The organism is Halobiforma nitratireducens JCM 10879 (genome assembly GCF_000337895.1).
GTDB classification, from domain to species: Archaea; Halobacteriota; Halobacteria; order Halobacteriales; family Natrialbaceae; genus Natronobacterium; species Natronobacterium nitratireducens.
Genome location: NZ_AOMA01000063.1, coordinates 164,822 through 188,565 on the forward strand (window position 1 = coordinate 164,822; position 23,744 = coordinate 188,565).

Consider the following 23,744-nt stretch of genomic DNA (forward strand, 5'->3'; position numbering starts at 1 on the left):
CCTCGCCGGGGACACGTCGGAGTGTCGACCGTGCGTACGTATCTCACCCCCTCGCGCGTTTGAACACGCTTTTAAGGGGGGCAACGTTACTCCGTAGTACACCCTACGCGGGGTTGATGATGCTCCTAGCCTCACAGGACCTCCGCCGGGTCGATCCCGGCCAGGGCGGGACGTACCGTATACGGACCGGCCCGAACGGCAGGGGAGCGCGAGCCCACGCGTAGGAGAGGTGAACAACCAATGTCAGTCTACGTCACAACCGACATCCCAGCCGACCTCGCAGACGACGCCCTCGAGGCGCTCGAGGTCGCACGAGACACCGGACGAGTAAAGAAAGGAACCAACGAAACGACGAAAGCGATCGAGCGCGGCAACGCCGAGCTCGTCTACGTCGCCGAAGACGTCTCCCCCGAAGAGATCGTCATGCACATCCCGGACCTCGCCGAGGAGAAGGGAATCCCCGTCGTCTTCATCGAGACCCAGGACGACGTCGGCCACGCTGCCGGTCTCGAAGTCGGCTCGGCCGCCGCGGCGATCGTCGACGCCGGAGAGGCCTCCGGCGACGTCGAAGACATCGCCGAGAAGGTCGAGGACCTCGAGTAGGTGATCAGAGATGAGTGCTGAAGAGGAAGAAAACGGTTCCACGCCCGCCGAGGTTATCGAGATCGTCGGCAAGACCGGCATGCACGGTGAAGCCATGCAGGTCAAGTGCCGAATCAAGGAGGGCGAGAACCAGGGACGTATCATCACCCGAAACTGCCTCGGGCCGGTCCGCGAAGGAGACGTGCTCCAGCTTCGTGAGACCGCCCGCGAGGCGGACGCCATCGGAGGTCAGTAACCAATGGTCGAGAAACGAACCTGCGACTACACCGGCGAAGAGATCGAGCCCGGCACGGGCATCATGTACGTCAAAAACGACGGTACCGTGCTCCACTTCGTCGACTCCAAAGCCGAGAAGAACTACAAGCTCGGCCGCGAACCCCGCGACCTCGAGTGGACCGAAGAGGGTCGCGCCGGAAAAGGTCCCGCGGACGACGAGACGGCTGCCGACGAGGAAATCGAGCAGGACGAAGACCTCGAAGAGGAGACCGAAGTCGCCGAAGACGAAACGGTCGACGAGGATGAGACAGAAGAGGCTGAAGAAGCCGAAGAAGCCGAAGGTGAGGCTCAATGAGCGACGACCACGAACGCACCTTCGTGATGGTCAAGCCCGATGCCTTCGCACGTGGTCTCGTGGGCGAGGTCGTCTCTCGACTCGAGGACCGCGGGCTCAAACTCGTCGGTATCAAGGTCGAGAACATGCCCCGTGAACGGGCCGAAGAGCACTACAGCGAACACGAGGACAAACCGTTCTACGACGACCTCGTCGACTTTATCACCTCGGGCCCGGTCGTCCCGATGGTCTGGGAGGGCCAGGACGCGACCCGCCAGGTCCGCCAGATGATCGGCGAGACCGATCCGCTCGAGGCCGACCCCGGAACGATTCGGGGCGACTACGCGCTCGATCTCGGTCGGAACGTCGTCCACGCGGCCGACCACGAGGACGAGGGCGCGAACGAACGCGAAATCGCGATCCACTTCGACGAAGACGAACTGATCGACTACGATCAGCACGACGCCGAGTGGCTCTACGAGTAACGCCGGTTTCGCCTTTCGCCGTTCGCCGTTCGGTTGCCGTTTTCGGGTTTCGGAATTGACTTCTAACAGGTCTGAGGCCGAGTTATAATTTCGATTTCTTCTCTCTCATTTAATACGGGTATCGATTTCGGTGGTCGTGTTTAGTTAAGGCTGAAGGATGAGGCGGGGTGATTTTCAGCTGGTTCATGGCGAAAATCGCCCGCCTCAGTGGTTGTAGCGACTGGATCGNGGTCGTGTTTAGTTAAGGCTGAAGGATGAGGCGGGGTGATTTTCAGCTGGTTCATGGCGAAAATCGCCCGCCTCAGTGGTTGTAGCGACTGGATCGAATTAGGGTTTGTGGAGCGAGAGCGGACACCGCGTCGTCTGATGGAACTGGGTATTCGACTCCATCTTGCGGGGTTATCGCTTTCGAATACCATCTCTGAACTTGAGAAGTTCGGTGTCGAACGGTCGCTGAAAGCTGTCCACGACTGGGTGCAGAAAGCCGATCTACAGCCCGCCAGCGACGCGAGTCCGGATCACGTTGCGGTCGATGAGACAGTGATCCGAATCAACGGTCAACAGTTCTGGCTGTACGCTGCTGTCGATCCCGAGACGAACGATTTCTTGCATATGCAGCTCTTTACAACGACTACAACGGCATTGACTCAACGGTTTCTGCGAGAGCTTCGTGAGAAACATGACATCGCTGACGCCGTGTTTCTCGTCGATCAAGCACACCATCTAGCGGCTGCATTGCAACGAGCCGGGCTCCGATTTCAAACCGAACGTCACGGAAATCGGAACGCNGTTTCTCGTCGATCAAGCACACCATCTAGCGGCTGCATTGCAACGAGCCGGGCTCCGATTTCAAACCGAACGTCACGGAAATCGGAACGCCGTCGAACGTGTCTTTAGGGAGATAAAACGACGCACATCCTCATTCAGCAATAGCTTTAGTCACGTCGATCCAGCCACCGCTGAAACATGGCTGCAAGCCTTCGCAGTCTGGTGGAATTCGCTTAACTAAACACGATGGGTTCGAGAGACGCCGCCGGCGTGACCGTCGACGAAACGAGGCCATCGATTGCCGGNTAGCTTTAGTCACGTCGATCCAGCCACCGCTGAAACATGGCTGCAAGCCTTCGCAGTCTGGTGGAATTCGCTTAACTAAACACGATGGATCGACAGGAGTCAGGTTTTTTGACGATGGGGTCGGATGGGGACACTACGCCATGCCCTTGCCCTCCCGACCGTTTGGTTTACAGCTCCGTATGCTCGCGGCCGTCGGCGGTCTCCTCGCGGTCGCCGCCGTCTTCCTCGCGGGCGTCTGGGGCGTGTTCTATCTGCTGTTTGCCATCGTCACCAGTCCCGGCACGTCGGCTGCCTGGCTCGCCACCGTCGTCGCAGCCGCGACGCTGGGCTCGATCGGCTACCTCGAGTACGGCCAGCCACGTCGGATCGAGCGGCTGGCCGACGCCCATCGGGTCGACCGCGAGACGGCACCGGAACTGTACGAGACGACTACCCGAATTGCCGCCCAGCTCGACGTACCCGTCCCGACGATCGCCGTTTCCGACCGCGACGCACCCGAGGCGATGGCCGTCGGCTTCCGGCCGAGCGACGTCCGGCTGGTGTTGTCGCTGGGGACGATCGACGCCCTCACCGACGACGAACTCGAGGCGGTGATCGCTCACGAACTGGCCCACGTCAAGAACCGCGACGCGATGGTGATGACGCTCGTGTCGGTTCCGGTCGTCCTCGCCGGGGGGCTGAGAGCCAGGTTCGATCGGCTGGCGACGCCTGATCGAGCCCGTCGACAGAAAGCGGGCCGGGCAAACAGGAACGGAGAGGAAACCGACAACGGCGCTGCAATCGCGTTCGTCGCCGTCCCCTTTATCATCCTGTCGACCGCCGTCTGGGTGGTCGGCCGAGCCGTTTCGGCACGGCTCTCCCGGGCCAGAGAGCGAGCCGCGGATCGTGCGGCCGCCGAGGCCACCGGCTCGCCGGCCGCGCTCGCAAGCGCGTTACGTCGTCTGGACCACGACATCGCGGAGACTCCGACTCGCGACCTCCGTGAAGCTGCCGGGGTCTCGTCGCTGTCGATCCTCCCCCTCGAGCCACGCGAACTCGAGAAGGTCATGCTTGGACCCGACGGCGAGACCGAGCCGTCGTACTGGTGGTTCCGGACGCGGCTGCACCGACTCGAGCGGTGGCTGTTCGGAACACATCCCCCGACCGAGGAGCGGATCGAGGCACTGTCGGCTCGAGCACGGGAGCGAGACCAGGACCGGGAAACGAGCGGGCGACGGCCGGACCCATCGGCGTAGCTCGGTTGGGGGGTGTGGCTGTCCGAACGGAGGAGAAGAATCCGAAAGCGAGCCACCGACTCAGCGCCGTCCCGTGTCGACCCGCGGATCGAGGCTGCCGTACGCCAGGTCCTGAACGACGTTCCCCGCGATGCCGACCGCGATGATGACCAGAATGCATCCGAGGACGACCGGCAGGTCACGCAGGTGAACCGCCTCGAACAGCAGCATACCGAAGCCGGGAATCCCGAACAGCGTTTCGATGACGAACACCGCGAGCACGAGCAACGCGAGGGCCTCGGTAAACAGCATCGAGACGAACGGGATCGCCGAGTTACGCAGGATGTGCCGTGCGACGCGAACGTTGCTCGCTCCTTTCGCCTCGACGAGTTTCACGAACTCCGCGGCGGCGTACTCGAGTGAGTGGGCCCGCGCGTAGCTCACGTAGCCGCCAAGCAGCGTCGTCGCCGTCAACAGGATCGGAAGCGCGTGATCGAAAAGCAGCGGCGAGTCGGCGATGACACCGCCAGCGGCCAGCGAAACGAGTATTCCGCCGACCCAGAAGTTCGGAAGAGCAAAGAGGAGGTACGCCGAACCCAGGCTCGCATTGCCGAGTCGGCTCCCGGGGTTGATAGCGACGTAAAGCCCGACGAGCAGCCCCGCCGTGACCGCGAGAGCGATCGCCGGGAGGACGTACGCCGCCGTCCGAGCGGTTGCTTCCATCACCATCGGGAACACCGGCTCGCCCGACTCGTAGAGGTTCGGCGCTGTCTCGCCCGTCAGCATCTCCGACTCGACGAAGAGGGACTCACCCCAGTCGAGCGTGAGCATGTTCCCCATCCAGTCTACGTACTGGGCCCACAGCGACCGATCGAGATCGTGGGCCTGCAGATAGCTGTCGATCGCAACCTCGATCTCGGCTTCGCCCGCGCCCCCGAACCGCATCGTCCCTTCGATAGTCTGCTCCATCCAGTCTTGAGATAGCGTAAACGCGGCGAACACGGCCGTCAGAACCGCCCACGCCGCCGCGAACCCGAGTGCGATCCGTTTGAGGATGGCATGTAGGAACGTCACGTCGATCACCTGGCCGTCGAACCGCGCTCGAGACCCCCTCCGTTCAGTGGGAGTGGTCGCTCGCGGCGGCGACCGTCGGCGGCGGCTCGATCGCGACTATGAGCAGCCGTCGGTCGACGGAACCGGTAGACCGGACGGGAGCGGTGCCTCCGGGGTGAGCTCGGCGCGGGGAACATCGGCCAACGGTACAGAGCGCTGCACAAAAAATCTACTCCGACGAGGGCCGAGCCTGCGGGAGCCCAAACCGGGAACCAGCACCGAAACTTTCGAAACAGCGGTTCCTTCGGTTCGAACCGACGAAAAGGAAGTGGTCGGCCGAATACCTGACCACAGGTGGGGTCTTTATCTCTAGAACACAAAATAGAAAACATCTGTTCACCAACTCCGGGAATCACGATACGATTGCAAAACACTTAACCGTGTATCGTGATTTCGTTTAGTCGCAATGGCAAACGGTACGGTTGACTTCTTCAACGACACTGGCGGTTACGGTTTCATCGAGACTGAGGACTCCGACGACGACGTATTCTTCCACATGGAGGACGTTGGCGGCGAGGATCTGACCGAAGGAACCGAGATCGAATTCGACATCGAACAGGCCCCCAAGGGCCCCCGCGCGACGAACGTCGTTCGGCAGTAATCAGTCCCGGCCGTATCGCCGCTAGGCGATACTGTGGGACGTTTTTTCGACGCCCGTAATCGATCACGAGTGACGACGCTCGCGATCGTACTTCGGACCTCGAAATACCTCCGTGAGTCGACACGCGAGCGCGAATATCGCCACGCTGCCGAGAAACTCATTCATAGCCGAGTTACGACTCGTGACGACCGTTCGCAACCTTCTTTATCCGGTCTACTGACCTCCCACATAGCAATGGCTGTACTCTGGCTGGACGAGATCAGCGCCGACGACCTCGAGAAGGTCGGCGGCAAAGGCGCTTCCCTCGGGGAGCTTACCGGTGCGGGACTGCCCGTTCCGCCCGGATTCGTGGTCACGGCCGGGACCTATCGATCGTTCATCGAAGAAGCCCAGATCGACGAAGAACTGTTCGAGGCCGTCGACATCGACGTCGAGGACTCCACAGCCCTGTCGGCGGCGGCCGACCGCGCACAGGAACTGATCCTCGAGACACCGTTCCCGGACGAACTCCGTGAGGAGATTCTCGCCACCTATCGCGAGGTCGGGGACGGCGAGGCGTTCGTCGCCGTCCGCTCGTCGGCGACCGCGGAGGACCTACCCGACGCGTCCTTCGCCGGCCAGCAGGAAACCTTCTTGAACGTGACCGAGGAGGACCTGCTCGACCGCGTCCGGGAGTGTTGGGCCTCGCTGTTCACCCAGCGGGCGATCTACTACCGCCAGGAGCAGGGGTTCGACCACTCCGCGGTGAACATCGCGGTCGTCGTCCAGCGGATGGTCGACGCCGATAAATCGGGCGTCATGTTCACCAGCCATCCGTCGACCGGCGATCCGACGATGATCATCGAGGCCGCCTGGGGACTGGGAGAAGCGGTCGTCTCCGGGGCTGTCTCCCCGGACAACTACGTCGTCCCCCGCGACGACGACGATCTCGAGGTGACCGTCGCCGAGAAGAAGGTGATGCACGTCAAAGACGACGAGACCGGTGAAACCGTCGAGCGTGAGGTGCCCGAGGACAAGCGGACGGCTCGCGTCATCGGCGACGACGAGATCGACGAACTCGTCGAACTCGGCGAGCGCGTCGAGGACCACTACGGCGATCCCCAGGACGTCGAGTGGGCGATCGCCGACGGCAAGGTTTACATGCTCCAGTCGCGCCCGATCACGACCATCAGCGAAAGCGACGGCGAGGGAGCCGCCGATCCCACCGAGGGGGGTGTCGATCCAACGAAAGGGGTCACCGACGGCAGCGGCTCGACGGCCACACAGAGCACGGCCACGGACTCGAAAGCGAGTGCGGCCGACTCCGGCGACGTCATCGTCGACGGGCTGGGTTCGAGCCCCGGCACGGTAAGCGGGGCCGCCCGGATCGTCGAGAAACTCGACGATCTCGACAAAGTCGGTGAGGGCGACGTGATCGTCACCGAGATGACGATGCCGGACATGGTGCCGGCGATGAAACGTGCCTCTGGGATCATCACCGACGAGGGCGGCATGACCAGCCACGCCGCGATCGTCTCCCGGGAACTCGGGGTTCCCGCGATCGTCGGCACGACCAACGCGACGACCGTCCTCGAGGACGGCCAGGTCGTCACCCTCGACGGCGACAAGGGCCAGGTCCTCGAAGGCGAGGAAGTCGAGCCCGAAGAGGAAACCGAGCCGGTCGAGGAGGTCCGCCCGCAGTCGCCGGTCAAACCGATGACCGCGACGGAGGTCAAGGTCAACGTCTCCATTCCTGAAGCTGCAGAGCGTGCCGCCGCGACCGGAGCCGACGGCGTCGGGCTGCTCCGGATGGAGCACATGATCCTCTCGCTGAACCGGACGCCCGCGAAGTTCATCGAAGAGGAAGGCGAAGACGCCTACATCAACCAGCTCGTCGATGGTATCCGCGGTGTCGCCGACGAGTTCTATCCCCGTCCCGTCCGGACGCGAACGCTCGACGCGCCGACCGACGAGTTCCGCCAGCTCGAGGGTGGCGAGGACGAGCCCGACGAGCACAACCCGATGCTTGGCTACCGGGGCATCCGACGCTCGCTGGATCGGCCCGACGTCTTCGCCCACGAACTCGAGGCGTTCCGCCGGCTCTACGAGATGGGCTACGACAACGTCGAGCTCATGTTCCCGCTGGTCAACGACGCGGAGGATGTCTACCGTGCGAAGTCGCTCATGCGCGAGGCGGGTATCGATCCCGAGAAGCGCAAGTGGGGTGTGATGATCGAGACGCCGGCCTCCGCGCTGGCCGTCGAGGAAATGGCCGGAGCTGGCATCGATTTCGCCTCGTTCGGGACGAACGACCTGACCCAGTACACGCTCGCGGTCGATCGAAACAACGAGAACGTCGCCGACCGTTTCGACGAGCTTCATCCCTCCGTCTTGCGGCTGATCGGGGACGTCATCGAGACCTGCCGCGAGCACGACGTCGATACGAGCATCTGTGGCCAGGCCGGCTCCAAGCCGGAGATGGTCCAGTTCCTCGTCAACGAGGGGATCAGCTCGATTTCGGCGAACATCGACGCGGTACGCGACGTCCAGCACGAGGTCAAGCGCGTCGAGCAGAAGCTGTTGCTCGATTCGGTACGCTGACTCCGGCTCGACGCTGCCGAATTGACCGTCGGCGGTTTCTCACTCTTCGCTTCCGTCGTTTTTCGTGACTATTGGTCGGTTAATCAACGCAGCGATCGGGACGACCGCGATCTCTCCACGGGAGCACCGAGACGTGAAGCCGACCCGTCAGTGAACTCTTGGAGGGACGCGACGGCGACCGCAGTTTGCCATTCCTTTCGCCGCAGGCAAACGCAACGAATATCCGACGGATTCACGTTTACCGTAACATGCGCGCCGAGCCACAGTCGTTCGACCGGGTGCTCTCTTCGATGTGTACCGAGCCACACCCGGCAGCCCGCGAGGCCGCCGAACGGTTCCTCGCGACCAATCCCGGCGACCCCGGCACGTACCGCACCGTCGCCGACCTCGAGGACGACGCGATCGCGACACTGGGCGAGATCGCTGGCCTCGAGATCGATGCCGGCAGGGACGGAAACGGAGACGGCGAGCACGGCGAGGGACCGTCGGGATACGTCACGAGCGGCGGCACGGAGGCCAACGTACAGGCACTCCGGATCGCACGGGGGCGGGCCGACGACGGCTCCGGTCGAGCCCGCCCGACCGTGGTCGTCCCCGAATCCGCTCACTTCAGCTTTCACAAGGCTGCCGACCTCCTTCGGATCGACCTTGAGGTCGTGCCCACGACCGCGGCCCGCCGGGTCGATCTCGATGCCGTCCGGGCCTGTGTCGACGAGAACACGGCTGCGGTAGTCGGCGTCGCGGGCTCGACCGAGTACGGACGGGTCGACCCGATCCCGGAACTCGGGGCGATCGCCGACTCGGTCGACGCGCTGTTGCACGTCGACGCTGCCTGGGGCGGGTTCGTGCTCCCGTTTACCGACCACGAGTGGCACTTCGGCCACGCCGCGGTCGATACGATGGCGATCGACCCACACAAGATGGGCCAGGCAGCCGTTCCCGCCGGCGGGCTGCTCGTCCGTTCCGCCGCGTTGCTGGACGAACTCGCGGTCGACACGCCGTACCTCGAGTCGACCTCGCAGGCGACGCTGACCGGAACCCGGTCGGGGGCTGGGGTCGCAAGCGCCGTCGCGGCGATGGAAGAGCTGTGGCCCGACGGCTACCGGGACCAGTACGTTCGTTCCCAGAACAACGCCGAGTGGCTCGCCAGCGAACTCGAGGATCGCGGCTACGAGGTCGTCGACCCCGTCCTCCCGCTGGTCGCGGCGTCGCTTCCCACGTCGCTGTTCGAGGCGCTTCGCGAGGAAGGGTGGCGTCTCTCCCGCACGGGAGACGACGAGCGGGTTCGGTTCGTCTGTATGCCCCACGTCACCCGCGAGCGACTCGAGGTGTTCCTGGCCGACCTGGACCGGCTCACGGCTGAATCGAGCGCTGCAGCCGGCGTTCGCGCCGGTAGCCGAGGAGACTGAACCCGACAACGCCCCGGCCGCGACCGGCGACCGTCAGTCGTCGGCGACCGCGGCGTCTGGCCGGTAGGACTCGCTTATCGTCTTCCACTTGTCGGTGCGGAATCGCCAGTAGTTGATCGCGGCCGGAACGGTTGTTTCGGCCACGAACGCCAGGTACAGCCCCCAGTAGCCGAGCGCGGTCGTCGCGCCGAGGTACGCAAGCGGGATCGAACAGCAGAACATCCCGAGGAACTGACTCGCGAACGGGACTCGCGTGTCGCCACTCGCGTCGAGCGGTCCCGCCGCGGCACCGGCGACTCCCTGGAAGATGACCGCGACGCAGGCGGCGTACACCAGGTCGATCGCGATCGGAATCTCGCCGCTGGTCGGGTCGTCGGCGAACAGGACCACGATCTGCTCGGCGAAGACGGCGACGAGGACCGCCGAGATGAGATACGTCGCCACGGCAAACCGGATGATGTCCCGACCGTACGCCTCGGCCGTCCGCTCGTCGTTTTGCCCGAGGGCCTGCCCGACCAGACTCGAGGAGGCGAGCCCGAAGCCCCAGCCGGGCGTGTTCATCAGGCCCCAGATGCGACGCGCGATGACGAACGCGGCGACCGTGTTCTCCCCGAACAGATCGAGGATGCCCAGCATCGGGAACTCTGCGACGACCCAGACGAGATTGCGGCCGCCGACCGGAAGCCCGATGGTGACCAGGTCTCGCACGGTCTCGGTGTCGACGTAGGGTCCGGTGGGATCGACACGAACCGGGAACGCACCGATACCGGGGAACCGACCGAGACAGAGTCCGACGGCGAACGCAGCCGTCACGGCGACGTTCGAGAGGACGGTACCGAGCGCCGCGCCGACGACGCCTTGCCCGAGACCAAAGATGAGGACGGCGTTCAGTCCGATGTTCGCGACCGCGCCCCCGGCTCGTACCTGCATCGCCGTGTAGGAGTCGTCGGCCCCGACGAGAACGCGGCTGCCGACGAGGTTCAGGCCGGCAAACGGGATACCAAGCGAGACGACTCGCAGGTACTGTGCGCCGTAGTCGATCGCCCGCTCGTTGCTGCTCAAAAGCGAGATCAGTTCCGCCGGAAACAGCCAGAAGACGGCTACGACCGGCGTGCTGATCACGACGACGAGGAGCGTGCTCGAGCGGACCGCGAGTCCGAGTTCGTCGTAGGCCTCAGCGCCGTAGCGCTGGGAGACCAGCGCGATGGTCCCGCCGGCGACGCCGCCGCCGATCGCGAACGCTAGCCCCCAGAACGGGCCGGCGAACCCGACGCCGGCGACCGCCGAGGTTCCAACCGCGACGCCGACCATCGCGACGTCGACGGCGCTTTTGGACATGCGCGCGATGCCGGTGACGATCCGTGGCCACGCCAGTACCGTCGTCTGGACGGCACGTTCCCGGTCGATCAACCCTGCCCGTGCCAGTCCGAGACCGACAGCGAGAATCAACAGCCGCAACGGGTTCGGGACGCGGCTCACGGATACCGACGCCCGCTGTCCCGCCCGAACCGGAGAGCCAGCCGCTCTCCGGCGATACGAACGCTCGATCGCGATGCAGTTCCCCGCCCCATCGGTTCCGTTATCCGGAGTTGCAGCCGTGCCGATATAAACTGACCGATCGGTCAGCGGCGACGGTCGGCCACCGGGAATCGACAGGCGTTTTTCCGATCCCTCGAGAGTTCGAGCCGAGAGCAATCGATGGACCGGTTCGACGTGATCGCCGTCGTCGGCTGTCTGGGGCTCGTCGCGACAGCGGTCGCGCTCTCGCTCGAGAGCGTCGTCGTCGCGGCGTCTCTCGGCGGGTTTCTCCTTTCGCTGTCGCTGTGGCGGCTGTACGACGGCCGGCCCTGGGAGGCGCTTGGCTGGTTCGTCTGGGTGTGGACCGCCGTGACGGTCGTCCTCGAGTTGCCGACGGCGACGTTCGTCGTGGCGTTCGTCGGGACGGGTGTGATCGGTGCGATGCTACTGCTTGGCGGTCGATACGGCGTGTTGCTCGATGTCTGGACGGTCGAAGAGTGAACGCGAACGCGAACGTGAACCTGAACCTGAACGGGGCCCTGAACCGACAACTGACCCTGAACCTGAACGTAAGCGTGATCCCAGAGGAACTCAGAGTTCGCGATCGGGGTTAGTCGGCCACCCAATCCGCGAACGGCCCGGTCAGGAAGTCGTAGTAATCGAGCACGCCCAGCACGAGCGCGACGAACAGGACGACGACGACCGGGACCCGGACGGCCCATATCCAGGCTGAACCCAGCGAGCCGAGGTCGCCGATCCCCCGTGATAGTTCGTCGACCGCGAGGTCCGCGAGCGCCCAGCCCACGAAGACCATCAACAACAGTCCGCCAAGCACCAGCAGGATCTGATCGGCAAAGAGATCGAACAGATCCAGCAACACGAGATCGTAGGCGGACGGAATCCCGAGCAGGAACAACGCGAGGCCGATCGCAACCGTTGCGACCCGGCGATCGACGCCACGCTCGTCGATCAGGTAGGCGACGACGACCTCCATCAGGCTGATCGCACTCGAGAGCGCCGCGATCGCGACGGTGCCGAAAAAGACCGCACCGATCAGCCAGCCGAGCGCGAGGTCGCCAAACGCCGCGGCCAGCGAGACGAAGATCGCGCCGGCCCCCGGATCGGCAGGGTCGATGCCGGCAGTAAAGAGAATGGGGAAGACGATCAGTCCGGTGATGAACGCGATCGCAGTGTCGAAACCGATGATGATCGCACCGTCCTCGGCGAGGTTGCGGTCCTCCCCGAGGTAGGACGCGTAGGTGATCATGATCCCCATCCCGAGCGAGAGCGTGAAGAACGCCTGCCCGGCCGCCGCGGGGAGGATGCTCGTCCACTCGGTGGCGATCACTCCCCACTCCGGCGAGAGGTAGTACTCGTAGGCGTCGCCGGCTCCCTCGAGTGTGAACGCGTAGGCAGCCATTCCAATCGTGATGACGATGATCGCGGGCACCATCACCTTCACTGCGAGTTCGATCCCGCGCTGGATGCCGTAGGCGACGATGACGACCACGATCGCCATGAACAGCGCGTGGAAGGCGATGGCCTCGAGGCCAGTGGCGAGCTCGACGAACTGCCCCTCGGCATCGGCGGCATCCGCGAGGTAGCCGTCCTGCAGTCCGAGGATGGTGTATCTGATCGTCCAGCCGGCAACGACGCTGTAGTACGAGAGGATGACGAACGTAGTAGCGATGAAAATCCACCCGACGTACCGCCAGACACCGCTCCCGATCTCTCGCAGGGCTCCGACCGGATTCCGTTCGGTGTGTCGGCCGACGACGAACTNTCAGAGATGTGTATAAGAGACAGAGGTAGCCGTCCTGCAGTCCGAGGATGGTGTATCTGATCGTCCAGCCGGCAACGACGCTGTAGTACGAGAGGATGACGAACGTAGTAGCGATGAAAATCCCCCCGACGTACCGCCAGACACCGCTCCCGATCTCTCGCAGGGCTCCGACCGGATTCCGTTCGGTGTGTCGGCCGACGACGAACTCGACCAACATCGCCGGGAACCCGATCAGGACGATAAACAGCAGGTAGATCAACAGGAAGGCCGCCCCTCCCTCCTGGCCGACCTGGAACGGGAACCGCCAGATGTTCCCCAGTCCGACCGCGCTGCCGACCGCCGCGAGGATGAACCCGAATCGGGTCGCCCACGTCTCGCGGGGAATGTCAATCCCACCCATGCGAGAGGGGAGGACACTCGCCGTCAAAACTGCCAGTGACTGTCCATCGAAGTAATAGTCGTTTTCGTCGTCGTATCCGTCGATATACCGGTCGAATTACGATCGTACTGAAGCACAATTCGACACTACCCGACCTGTCAACGACCGTGGGGACACGTAGGACAACAGTTATGCCGGTGTGACGACAAGTGGCATCCGAGAATGACCGGTTCCGGGCTGCCGGCTACGGTCGATCCGTTTTCGCCGATGGGGATGTAGCAGCGGCTTTGCCTCGGGAGGAGCGCCGCCATCGTCCCCGGTCATACGGGTTCTGGTGTCGTCGAAACCCGACGCGTTCGGTCCGGTTCCCAGCGGCATCGCTCGCGAAATCGACCGAAAACCGGCGGGTTTTACGCCCGCAACCGAGAGACTACGCACATGAGCAACGACGAGTTTCCGACGGACCGTCCCGCGGTGGTGACCTGCGGCCTCCCGTACGCCAACGGGGACCTGCACATCGGTCACCTCCGTGGGTACATCGGTGCAGACGCCTTCAACCGCGCCCTGGGGACGCTGGGCCAACAGTCAGCCTACGTCTGTGGCTCGGACATGCACGGCACGCCGGTCGCGGTCAACGCCGAACAGGAGGGCGTCGATCCCGAATCGTTCGCCTTGGAGTGGCACGAACAGTACGAGGAGACGTTCCCGAAGTTCAACGTCGAGTTCGACAACTACGGTCACACCCACGACGAGACGAACACCGAACTCACACAGGAGATCGTCCACACCCTAGACGAGGAAGGGTACGTCTACGAAAAAGAGATTCAGGTCGCCTACGATCCCGACGCCGACCAGTACCTCCCCGACCGCTACGTTGAAGGGACCTGTCCCTACTGTGGTGAGAAGGCCCGCGGCGACGAGTGTGACGAAGGCTGTCAACGTCACCTAGAGCCGGGCGAGGTCGAAGAGCCGACGAGCACGATCACGGGCAACCCGGCCGAGTACCGCGAACGCACACACAAGTTCTTCGAGGTCTCCGAGTTTTCGGCGTTTCTCACCGAGTTCCTCGACGACCTCGAGGGGACCTCGAACGCCCGGAACCAGCCCCGGCAGTGGATCGAAGAGGGGCTCCAGGACTGGTGTCTCACGCGCGATATGGAGTGGGGGATCGACTACCCCGGCGAGGAACAGCGGGATATCGTCCTCTACGTCTGGGTCGACGCACCCATCGAGTACATCTCGAGTACGAAACAGTACAGCGAGCGCGTCGGAACCGACGAGTACGACTGGGAGCAGGTCTGGAAAGACGAGGGTGAGATCGTCCACGTCATCGGCCGCGACATCATCCAGCACCACACGATCTTCTGGCCCGCGATGCTCGAGGGAGCAGACTACAACAAGCCCCGCGGCGTCGCCGCGACCGGCTTCATCACGATCAACGGCAAGGGGCTCTCGACCAGCAGGAATCGTGCGATCTGGGCGAAAGAGTACCTCGAGGAAGGGTTCCACCCCGACCTGCTGCGGTACTACCTGACGACGACCGGCGGCCTCCAGCAGGACGTCGACTTCTCCTGGGACGCCTTCCAGGAGAAGGTCAACGGCGAGTTGGTCGGCACCGTGGGCAACTTCTGGTACCGATCGCTGCTGTTTGCCTACCGCAACTACGAGGGCACCCCGGAGGCCGACGTTTCGGCGGACGTCGAGAACCGGATCAACGGCGCGATCGAGGACGTTCGCGAGGCCGTCAACGACTATTCGCTGCGGGGCGTCGGCCAGGCTGCCACCCAGCTCGCGCAGTTCGGTAACGAGTACATCCAGCGCCACGAACCCTGGAAGCTCACAGACGAGGAGCCCGAGAAAGCGGCACAGGTCATCCGCGACTGCGTCCAGATCGCCAAGGCCGTCGCCGTCCTGCTCGAGCCCATCGCCCCCGACAAGGCACAGGGGCTGTGGGAGCAACTCGGCGAGGACGGCCGGATCGACGACGCATACCTCGAGGACGCACTCGAGGCACCACCACGGAACTTCGCGGAACCCGGCGAACTCTTCGAGAAGATCGAGGACGACCGCGTGGCGGAACTCAACGAGAAACTCGAGGAACGAGTGGCCACAGCAGCCGACGGTGATGACGATGACGAAGGGGAAGACGAAAACGAAAACGAAAACGAAGACGAGGAAACCGAAAGCGACGACACCGACGCCGGTGAATCCGGAGACATGACGGACACAGACGATCTCGAGCCGCTGGCCGAGGACCGAATCGGGTTCGAACAGTTCCAGGACGTCGACATGCGCGTCGGGCGCATCGAGACCGCCGAGGGAATCGAGGGAGCCGACGACCTCGCACGTCTCGAGGTCGACATCGGCTTCGAGACCCGCCAGGTCGTCGCGGGCATCAAGCAACTGCACGACCTCGCGGAGCTCCCGGGTGAGAAGTGCATCCTGCTGGCGAACATGGAACCCACCGAGCTGTTCGGCGTCGAGTCCAACGGGATGGTCCTCGCCGCGGGCGAGGAGGCGGATCTGTTGACGACCCACGGAAACGCCGAGGTCGGCGAGAAGGTCCAGTAGTGTAGTGTAGCGTCGCCCTTTTTCGACCGTCAGACGGGCAGTCCGAGGAAATTCCAGTAGGCAAGCAGCCAGCAGAACCCGGCCATCGCGAGGACGACGAGCGTGTAGTGAAGCCGGGACGGGAGCGTCCACCAGCGGTCGCGCCAGGCCAGTACCGCACAGATCGCTGCCAGCGCCGTTCCGACGAGGCCGACGATCGGCAGCAGCGAGACTACCCGGAAGCTCGAGGGTGGGCTACTGAACAGCGTGTAGGGGTTGAACAGGAAGACGGCGACGGCCCCGAGGAGAAAGCCAAACAGCGACGCGATCGTCCCGCCGGCGAGCCAGCGTGCGCGAGTCGGCGAGAGCAGGGACCTGAGCGACGCCGCCGAGCTCGAGTTCGAGCCCGAGTTCGAGTCGGAGTCAGCGGACGGTTCGGCACTCGTCTCCACGACGGGGTCGTCCTCGGCGTCCGCCGGGGGTTCGCTGGCCGTCGCTTTCGTGTTAGAGCTCGAGTCCGGTTCTTCGTCCCCGTCTCTGTCTCCGTCCTCATTGCTGTCTCCGTCCGACCCAGACGCCGACCCGTCGGCACCGTCGTCACGAATCCATCGCCAGCCACGGGCAAGCGGCCAACCGACGACACCCGAGAGCATCCCGACGGCCGTCGCGCCCGCGAGGCCGGCGTGAACCGACAGCGACTCGTGGCTCGAGACGCGCTCGAAGGCCTGGGAGCCGACGAAGAGCCGCGTGATCTTGCCGTCGGTCGTGCCGAACGCGAGGGTTCCGCTCCCGTCCCGTTCCTCGAACACCAGCGGCTCGCGTTCGACCCATCGGTCCGGACCGCCGCCGAAGTCGGTGACGAGGTAGCCGTCGTCGACGGTGACGTCGACGCTTCCCGCCTGCAGGGTCGAGGGAAGCCTCGCCATCGTCGATTCGGCGATCCGCGTTCCACGATACGTTCCCACGAGTTCGTCGGCTCGTTCGAGTCGTCCCTCCGGTTCCGGGGTGTCGTCCCCGGGGTCAGTGGGGAGGAACTCCTCGAGAAACGCCTGCCGAAACGCGGGTGCGGCCTGCTGCCCGCCGTCCGTGTTGTACGCGAGGACGAGTCCGAGGTCGGCCGCGGGCACGAGCAGGAGGTCCGCGTAGAACGAGCCCGGAACGTGGCCGTTGTGCCAGAGCGTCCGTCCGTCGCCGTGACTGTCCTCGAAGAGCCCGAACGCGACCCCGTCGAGCGCCTCGTGGTGGGTGAACCACTGATCGTGGAGTCCGTCGATCGACGCCGCCTCGAGCACCCGTTCGTCGTCGACGACACCGTCGCCGAGGTGAGCGCGTGCCAGCCGTGCCACGTCGGTCACGGTCGCGGACAGCGAGCCCGCCGGTGCCAACTCGAGGGCGAGACCGGGTGCCTCCATCGTCGTTCCCGTGAGGCTGCTGTAGCCGGTCGCAGCATCGGCGGCGAGGTCGTCGGGTAGTGGCTGTGCGAACGTCGATCGGTCCATCCCCAGCGGGTCGAGCAGTTCCCGTTCGACGTACTCCTCGAACGGCGTTCCCGTCACGTCGGCGACGACCTGTGCGGCGAGTGCCGTCCCGTAGTTCGAGTACGAGACGACCTCGCCGGGTGGGCGAACGCGCTCGGGTCGCGCTTCGGACAGGACGGTCGGGAGCGGCCGGATGTCGTCGGGAGCGTCGACCCAGGTCCCCCGAAACCGTTCTTCGAAACCTGCTGTATGGGTCGCCAGGTGGGCCATCGTGATCGGCTCGTCGTCGGTCTCGGGGATCGAAACGGACTCGAGGTAGCGGTTTACGTCCTCGTGAGGGTCGATCCGTCCGTCCTCGATCAGTTGCATCGCGGCGGTCCAGACGAACGGCTTCGAGACCGACCCGAACCGAAACAGCGTCTCGTCGGCCTCGACGGCCGTTCCGGACCCGACGTCGGTCTCGCCGTACCCGTTCGCGAACACGACCTCGTCGCCGTGGGCGACGGCGACCGCGGCACCGACGATGTCGTGGTCCGCGAGGTGGGTTTCCATCAGGTCGTCGACGAACGGTTCCAGGTCGTCGACCTCGAGGTCGATCTCGAGGTCGTCTGCCGAGAGTTCGTTGGTCCGTTCGGGGCCTCGCGTGCCGACCGTCTCGGACGGCCGGACGCGGTTCGGGTCGTCACCGTCGGCTGCACCGCTACCGCGATCGGTGAGAGCACCGAGCGCGAGGAGAGAACTGCCACCGGCGAGCAGTCGTCTGCGAGGAAGTCGTCGCGTCATGGCCCTCGGTTGTCGTGACACCGCAATATGCATTTGGAGTAATATTTTACTCCAGGGGGTGTGACTCGAGACGATGGGCGACGAACAACGCGGGCACCGGCCGCGACTCGCCGAGCGGCCGGCGGACCCGTTCAAAGCGCTCGGCAACGAGACGCGCCTCGAGATTCTCCGGGTGCTGTACGACCGAGGGCAAGCGAGTAGCGAAGTGACGGGTTCTGTCGTTCCGTACTCGGAGCTTCGAGACGCCGTCGGCATCGCGGACAAAGGGAACTTCAACTATCACCTTCGCCAACTCGACGATCGGTTTCTCGAGCGTGACGACGGTGGCTACCGACTCACGTTCGCCGGGTTCGAGATCGCGAAGGTGATCGACCTCGACGCCTGGCGGTCCCACGAGCCGTGTGGCCCGACGACGATCGAAGACGGCGCAGGCGAGACCGAGCCGCTGACGGCGGTCTACGAGGACAGCGTTGTGAAGATTCGGCGCGGCGACGAGACGCTGTACGCCCACGCGGTCAGGCCCGCTGGTGCGGCCGATCGGGGGCTGGAACTGCCACGGCTCCTCGAGGTCGCAGCGACGCTGTGGCGACACACCAGCGAGCAGTTGCTCGCGGGGATCTGCCCGTACTGTCAGGCAACCGTCGAGCGATCACTGCACACGGACGACGAGGAAACCACAGGAGGGAACGCCAGCCCGTGGTCGTACACGTTCGACGCGACCTGTACGGAATGTGGCCCGCTCGGCGGCTCTCACGTCGGCGTGGTCCCTATCACTCATCCGGGCGTGATCTCGTTTTGCTGGGAACGCGGCCTGGACCTCACCGAGCGACCGGCGTGGAGTCTGCCGTTCGTCGACGATGCAGCGGTCACTCCGGTCGCCGACGACCCGGTCGAACTCCGCGTCGACATTGAACTCGAGGGGGATCGGCTCGCTGTGTTCGTCGACGACGACGCGACCGTCGTCGACCTGCAACGGGAGGTCGGCGAGTGACGCCCGCACCCGATCAGAACAGCCCCGTCACCGTCCCGTCGTCCTCGAGGTCCATCTCGAGTGCCGCCGGCTCGGACGGCAGACCGGGCATCGTGAGTACGTCGCCGGTTAGCGCGACGACGAACCCTGCACCCGCGGACGGGCGCAGTTCACGGACCGTCAGCTCCCACCCCTCCGGCGCGCCGTTTTTCGACGAGTCGTCGCTAAACGAGTACGGCGTCTTCGAGAGACAGACTGGAGCCGTCTCGAGATCGACGCGCTCGAGACGCTCGAGGTCGGCTCGAGCGTCGGCGGTGAACGTGACGCCGTCAGCACCGTAAACCTCCGTCGCGACGGTACGGATCTTCTCCTCGACGGGCGCGTCCTGTTCGTACAGTGGGCTGAACTCGTCGTCGTGGGCGTCTATCGCGGCGTCGATGGCCTCCGCGAGGTCGATGCCGCCCTCGCCGCCGTCACGGTAGACGGTCGATTCGGCCGCCCGTACGTCGAGGTCGTTGCGGCAGTGTTCGAGAATGGCGTCGACCTCGGCGTCGGTGTCGTCGGGGAACCGGTTGACTGCGACGACGACGGGGACGCCGTACTTTTGCAGGACGGAGACGTGTCGATCGAGGTTCGCGAAGCCGGCACGGACTGCCTCGACGTCTTTCCCCTCGAGGGCGTCGAACTCGACGGGCCACATGTCTTTCCCGTGGTACTTCAGCGCGCGGACGGAGACGACGATCGTCGCGGCCGACGGCTGGATGTCGGCGGCAGGAGCGACGATGTCGAAGAACTTCTCGGCTCCGAGATCCGCGCCGAAGCCGGCCTCGGTGACGACGTAGTCGGCCAGCGCGCCGCCGACCTTGTCGGCGACGATCGAGTTCGTCCCGTGGGCGATGTTCGCGAACGGGCCGCCGTGGACGAACGCCGGCGTCCCCTCGATGGTGCCGACGACGTTTGGCTGGAAGGCGTCCTTCAGCAAGACTGCGACTGCGCCGGTGACGCCGAGGTCGTCGACGGTCACCGGCTCGTCGTCGACGTCGTAGGCGACGACGATACGGCTGATCCGTTCTTTGAGGTCGGCGACGCTATCGGCGAGACAGAGGACGGCCATCAGCTCCGACGCCGCGGTGAGGACGAACCCGCCCTCGCGTGGCTTCCCGTTGGTCGAGCCACCGAGGCCGACGACGAGCTCCCGCAGCGCGCGGTCGTTGGCGTCGATCGCTCGCGGCCAGACGACCTCGGTGACATCGATCCCCTCATCGTTACCCTGGTGGACGTGGTTGTCCAGCGTCGCCGAAATGAGGTTGTGTGCCGACGTGATGGCGTGTAAGTCGCCCGTGAAGTGGAGGTTGATGTCCTCCATCGGGAGCACCTGTGAGTAGCCGCCACCGGCCGCGCCGCCCTTGATTCCGAAGACGGGGCCGAGCGACGGCTCCCGTACTGCGGCGACGGCCGACTTTCCGAGCCGATCGAACGCCTGGGCGAGCCCGACGTTCGTCACTGTCTTCCCCTCGCCACGTGGCGTCGGCGTCATTCCGGTCACGAGGACGTACCGGGCGTCCGTCGACTCCCGATTCGTCAGCTCGTGGGTCGTCTCGGGTGCCAGCTTGGCGACGTGATCGCCGTGCTTCTCGAGGTCTGTGGGCTCGAGTCCAAGCGGCGCGACGACGTCCTCGATCGGCATTTTCTCCGCGTTCCGGGCGATTTCCGCGTCGGACGGGATCGATTGCTCTGCCGGTGGCGATGGCGTAGACATGCGCGTGGCTACGCCGCATCCGAGGTCAAAAGCCACACCTGATTACCACGGTCTGGGAACACGTGTGGCGTGTTGCGTGTTGACGCCCGGGTTTGTGCATCGATGAGCGATCCCGGTCAGGTGTGTTTCGGTCCTCGCGACGAGGTAATCTAGGTATTGCCGGCGACTCGGAATCGGAGCCATCCTTAACGTCGGCGGGGGTGCAACCCCCGCGCATGGGAACCGCAGACGAGCCGCCGAGTCCGTTTCTGGGAGCTTCCGAGACGGGGTCGGCGTCAGACTCGAGTGATGAAGCCGAAGCCGAGTCCGGGTCCGGGTCCGGGTCCGGGTCCGAGTCGGCGTTCGAATTCGACTCCCGAAAGAGCATCTGCCCGTTCTGTGGTGTCGGCTGTGGCGTCCGACACGGCAACGGTGACAAGGCGACCGGCTGGGAGGGGTCGGTCAACCGCCGTGGCGAAGTGTGTCCGAAAGGCGTCGCCGCGTTCGAGCACGTCCGTAGCGAGGATCGGCTCGTCCGGCCGCTCGTCTACGAGTCCGGCACGCACGTGACCGCGCCGTGGGACGAGGCTCTCGACCGTCTCGAGTCGGGTCTCCGCGAAATCGTCGACGAACACGGCCCGGAGGCCGTCGCCTTCTTCGCTTCCTCGAGTTGTACCAACGAGGAGAACTACCTCGTTCAGAAGATCGCCCGCGCGCTGGGGACGAACAACGTCGACAACTGCGCGCGGCTCTGTCACTCCTCGACGGTCGCGGCGATGGTCGAACGGTTCGGAGCCGGCGCGATGACCAACACGCTCGAGGACGTCGGCGACGCCGACGTGTTCCTCGTTTGTGGGGCAAACCCAGCCGAACAGCACCCGATCGCGTTCCAGTCGTATCTCGCCCCTGCAGTCGACGACGGGACGACGCTGATCCACGTCGATCCCCGCGACAACGAGACGACGGGCGAGGCGGCCGTCCACCTGCCGGTCACGCCCGGCTACGACATTCCGCTGTTGAACGCGATGGCGAAGGTCATCGTGGAGGAGGAACTCGTCGACGAGACGTTCCTCGAGGAACGCGTCGCCGGTCGTGAGGCGTTCGAGGCCCATCTCGAGGATGTCGATGTCGAGGCGAACGCGCGGGAAGCGGGCGTCGATCCCGCCGACCTCCGGGAGGCAGCGCGAGCCTACGGCGACGCCGACCGCGCGGCCGCGTTCACCGGGATGGGGATGAGCCAGCACCACTGCGGGACGGACAACGTCCACGCGCTGATCAACCTCGCCGTCCTGACCGGCAACGTCGGTGAGCCAGGCACTGGGATCAATCCGCTGCGCGGTCAGAACAACGTCCAGGGTGCGAACGATGTCGGCGCGCGGCCGGGCGACCTGCCGGGGTACGAGCCGGTTACCGACGCCGACGCCCGTGACCGCTGTGGCGAGGTCTGGGGGTTCGAGCCACCCGCCGGCCCTGGGCGCACGCAGGTCGAGTGGACGCGCTCGGTCGGCGACGACGACGGAGTCCGTGGGGCCGTCGTCTTCGGCGAGAACCCCGCCGTCACCGAACCGAACGCAAGCGAGGTCGCCGACGCCCTCGCGGACCTCGAGTTCCTGGCAGTTATCGACCTCTACAAAACCGAGACCGCGACACTCGCCGATGTCGTCCTTCCCGGTAGCTCCTGGGCCGAGAAGGCCGGCACGGTCACGAACACCGATCGTCGGGTCCAGCGGATGCGTCCAGCCGCCGAACCGCCGGGCGAGGCGCGTCGCGATCTCGAGATTCTGCAGTCGGTGGGCCGGCGACTCACGGACCGCGATCTCGAGTCCGAGTTCGAGTACGACGGCCCCGCGGCCGTCTTCGACGAACTAACCGAGGTGACGCCGATCTACGGCGGGCTGTCCTACGAGGAGATCGACGACGGCTACCAGCGGTGGCCGTTCCCGGAAGGTGCCGACGAGGGGACTGCCGTGCTTCACACCGAGGAGTTCGCGAACGGCGATCGCCGGACGGAGCTTGCCCCCGTCGATCACGTCCCGCCGGCCGACGACCTCGAGAACGACCAGCTCGTGCTCACGACGGGCCGGGTCCTCGAGCATTTCAACAGCGGCGCGCTCACCCGCCGATCGGGGACCCTGATGCGTCTTCGCGGCGAGGATGTCGTCCAGCTCCATCCGGACGATGCCGACGCGCGTGGGATCGAGGACGGCGACGAGGTACGACTCTCGAACGCCCGCGGGAGCGTGACCGTCTCGGCGGACGTGACCCCGACCATCACCCGCGGGACGGTCTTTACCACGTTCCACTACGCGGAGCCGCTTATCAACGTCCTAACGGGCGACGCGCTCGATCCGGTCGCGAAGATTCCGGAGTACAAACACAGTGCGGTGACAGTCGAGCGGGCCTGATACGATCTACTGTAAGTCGTTTCCGGTCCACTTGGGTTGCGGTTGCGTCAGGAACTGGTTACAGCAATCCGTATGAGTGGCCTGCAGGCAGTCTTCGTCCCCGTCGTCATATCTCGTCGACCAGATGCGCGAAGTCGTCCGTGTCGACGATCTCCATCGTCTCCCCCTCGAGTCCGTGGCGGCGAAGCGTCAGCGCCGACTTGAACGCGGATTCGTGGTCGCCGGCCTCGAAGATGATCAGGAAATCGTACTTGCCGAGCACGGCGTACGAGTCCACGAGATCGGCCTCGTGCTCTTCGAACTCCGTCCTGATCTCGCCCCAGATCGACGCGAGGTCCTGGGTGTTTTGTACTTCTCGATCGGTGACGTCGATGAGAGAGACGTACGTGGGCACAGACGCTTCACCACCGGCGTACGGAAAACGGTTCGCGTGGCACAGGACGGGGAATCGGCCCAGAATCAAAACTCGAGAGCGAGTAAATCAGGAGGATTTTTGCCCGTGCTCGCGCTA

General features: G+C 64.8%; 18 protein-coding genes and 2 pseudogenes. 13 read left to right on the forward strand and 7 right to left on the reverse strand.

Annotation, left to right across the window (positions count from 1 at the left end):
* Nucleotides 1–240: 240 nt before the first annotated feature.
* The 6 genes and pseudogenes from rpl7ae (at nucleotide 241) to C446_RS05465 (ending at nucleotide 3,947) form a co-directional block, all read left to right on the forward strand.
* Entirely contained in the window at nucleotides 241–603 is a 363-nt protein-coding gene (rpl7ae, locus tag C446_RS05445) for a 50S ribosomal protein L7Ae (protein ID WP_006672071.1), read from the forward strand.
* Between the two features lie 10 nt (nucleotides 604–613).
* On the forward strand, nucleotides 614–838 hold the full coding sequence (locus C446_RS05450; RefSeq protein WP_006672072.1) for a 30S ribosomal protein S28e: 225 nt from the start codon (nucleotides 614–616) through the stop codon (nucleotides 836–838).
* A 3-nt stretch (nucleotides 839–841) separates the two neighbouring features.
* Nucleotides 842–1,174 (forward strand): 50S ribosomal protein L24e, encoded by a 333-nt coding sequence (locus C446_RS05455; protein WP_006672073.1) that lies wholly within the window; start codon nucleotides 842–844, stop codon nucleotides 1,172–1,174.
* A complete protein-coding gene (gene ndk, locus C446_RS05460; RefSeq protein WP_006672074.1) occupies nucleotides 1,171–1,638 on the forward strand; it encodes a nucleoside-diphosphate kinase in 468 nt (155 codons plus the stop codon). Before C446_RS05455 ends, ndk begins: the two co-directional genes overlap by 4 nt.
* Before the next feature lie 282 nt (nucleotides 1,639–1,920).
* Nucleotides 1,921–2,647 (forward strand): annotated as a pseudogene (locus C446_RS17840) (IS6 family transposase).
* Nucleotides 2,648–2,891: 244 nt separating this feature from the next.
* A complete protein-coding gene (locus C446_RS05465) occupies nucleotides 2,892–3,947 on the forward strand; it encodes a M48 family metalloprotease (protein WP_006672076.1) in 1,056 nt (351 codons plus the stop codon).
* A gap of 60 nt (nucleotides 3,948–4,007) precedes the next feature.
* On the opposite strand, the gene C446_RS05470 is transcribed toward C446_RS05465, so the two are convergent.
* On the reverse strand, nucleotides 4,008–5,009 hold the full coding sequence (locus tag C446_RS05470; RefSeq protein ID WP_006672077.1) for an ABC transporter permease: 1,002 nt from the start codon (nucleotides 5,007–5,009) through the stop codon (nucleotides 4,008–4,010).
* Nucleotides 5,010–5,445: 436 nt separating this feature from the next.
* Between C446_RS05470 and C446_RS05475 the strand changes: the two genes are divergently transcribed.
* The 3 genes from C446_RS05475 to mfnA all read left to right on the forward strand — a co-directional run bounded on the left by C446_RS05475 (nucleotide 5,446) and on the right by mfnA (nucleotide 9,629).
* Nucleotides 5,446–5,640 carry a cold-shock protein gene (locus C446_RS05475; protein ID WP_006672078.1) on the forward strand — a complete coding sequence of 65 codons (195 nt, stop codon included), beginning with the start codon at nucleotides 5,446–5,448 and terminating at the stop codon, nucleotides 5,638–5,640.
* A 234-nt stretch (nucleotides 5,641–5,874) separates the two neighbouring features.
* On the forward strand, nucleotides 5,875–8,220 hold the full coding sequence (ppsA, locus tag C446_RS05480; protein WP_006672079.1) for a phosphoenolpyruvate synthase: 2,346 nt from the start codon (nucleotides 5,875–5,877) through the stop codon (nucleotides 8,218–8,220).
* A 248-nt stretch (nucleotides 8,221–8,468) separates the two neighbouring features.
* Nucleotides 8,469–9,629, forward strand: coding sequence for a tyrosine decarboxylase MfnA (mfnA, locus tag C446_RS05485; RefSeq protein WP_006672080.1), 1,161 nt, complete (start codon nucleotides 8,469–8,471; stop codon nucleotides 9,627–9,629).
* Between the two features lie 33 nt (nucleotides 9,630–9,662).
* Here the strand turns inward: mfnA and C446_RS05490 are convergent, their stop codons facing one another.
* The gene (locus C446_RS05490; RefSeq protein WP_049920057.1) at nucleotides 9,663–11,108 is read right to left on the reverse strand and encodes an MATE family efflux transporter; all 1,446 of its coding nucleotides are present in this window, start codon (nucleotides 11,106–11,108) and stop codon (nucleotides 9,663–9,665) included.
* A gap of 219 nt (nucleotides 11,109–11,327) precedes the next feature.
* Here C446_RS05490 and C446_RS05495 point away from each other — a divergent pair, with 219 nt between their 5' ends.
* The gene (locus C446_RS05495; RefSeq protein WP_006672082.1) at nucleotides 11,328–11,648 is read left to right on the forward strand and encodes a hypothetical protein; all 321 of its coding nucleotides are present in this window, start codon (nucleotides 11,328–11,330) and stop codon (nucleotides 11,646–11,648) included.
* A 109-nt stretch (nucleotides 11,649–11,757) separates the two neighbouring features.
* Here the strand turns inward: C446_RS05495 and C446_RS05500 are convergent, their stop codons facing one another.
* Both C446_RS05500 and C446_RS17845 read right to left on the reverse strand, forming a co-directional pair.
* Nucleotides 11,758–12,885: a sodium-dependent transporter gene (locus tag C446_RS05500; RefSeq protein WP_049920046.1), complete on the reverse strand. Its 1,128-nt coding sequence runs from the start codon at nucleotides 12,883–12,885 to the stop codon at nucleotides 11,758–11,760.
* 70 nt (nucleotides 12,886–12,955) lie between these two features.
* Nucleotides 12,956–13,330, reverse strand: a pseudogene (locus C446_RS17845) (sodium-dependent transporter); the annotation flags it as partial.
* A 417-nt stretch (nucleotides 13,331–13,747) separates the two neighbouring features.
* Between C446_RS17845 and metG the strand changes: the two are divergent.
* Nucleotides 13,748–15,880 carry a methionine--tRNA ligase gene (metG, locus tag C446_RS05505; RefSeq protein ID WP_006672085.1) on the forward strand — a complete coding sequence of 711 codons (2,133 nt, stop codon included), beginning with the start codon at nucleotides 13,748–13,750 and terminating at the stop codon, nucleotides 15,878–15,880.
* A gap of 29 nt (nucleotides 15,881–15,909) precedes the next feature.
* Here the strand turns inward: metG and C446_RS05510 are convergent, their stop codons facing one another.
* Nucleotides 15,910–18,120: a serine hydrolase domain-containing protein gene (locus C446_RS05510; protein WP_006672086.1), complete on the reverse strand. Its 2,211-nt coding sequence runs from the start codon at nucleotides 18,118–18,120 to the stop codon at nucleotides 15,910–15,912.
* Nucleotides 18,121–18,193: 73 nt separating this feature from the next.
* On the opposite strand from C446_RS05510, the gene C446_RS05515 reads away from it, so the two are divergent.
* Entirely contained in the window at nucleotides 18,194–19,111 is a 918-nt protein-coding gene (locus C446_RS05515) for a winged helix-turn-helix domain-containing protein (RefSeq protein ID WP_006672087.1), read from the forward strand.
* Between the two features lie 13 nt (nucleotides 19,112–19,124).
* Here C446_RS05515 and C446_RS05520 read toward each other — a convergent pair whose 3' ends face one another.
* The gene (locus C446_RS05520; protein ID WP_006672088.1) at nucleotides 19,125–20,849 is read right to left on the reverse strand and encodes a formate--tetrahydrofolate ligase; all 1,725 of its coding nucleotides are present in this window, start codon (nucleotides 20,847–20,849) and stop codon (nucleotides 19,125–19,127) included.
* A gap of 215 nt (nucleotides 20,850–21,064) precedes the next feature.
* On the opposite strand from C446_RS05520, the gene fdhF reads away from it, so the two are divergent.
* Nucleotides 21,065–23,233: a formate dehydrogenase subunit alpha gene (fdhF, locus tag C446_RS05525; RefSeq protein WP_006672089.1), complete on the forward strand. Its 2,169-nt coding sequence runs from the start codon at nucleotides 21,065–21,067 to the stop codon at nucleotides 23,231–23,233.
* Nucleotides 23,234–23,339: 106 nt separating this feature from the next.
* Here the strand turns inward: fdhF and C446_RS05530 are convergent, their stop codons facing one another.
* On the reverse strand, nucleotides 23,340–23,627 hold the full coding sequence (locus C446_RS05530; RefSeq protein WP_006672090.1) for a GYD domain-containing protein: 288 nt from the start codon (nucleotides 23,625–23,627) through the stop codon (nucleotides 23,340–23,342).
* Between the last annotated feature and the right edge of the window lie 117 nt (nucleotides 23,628–23,744).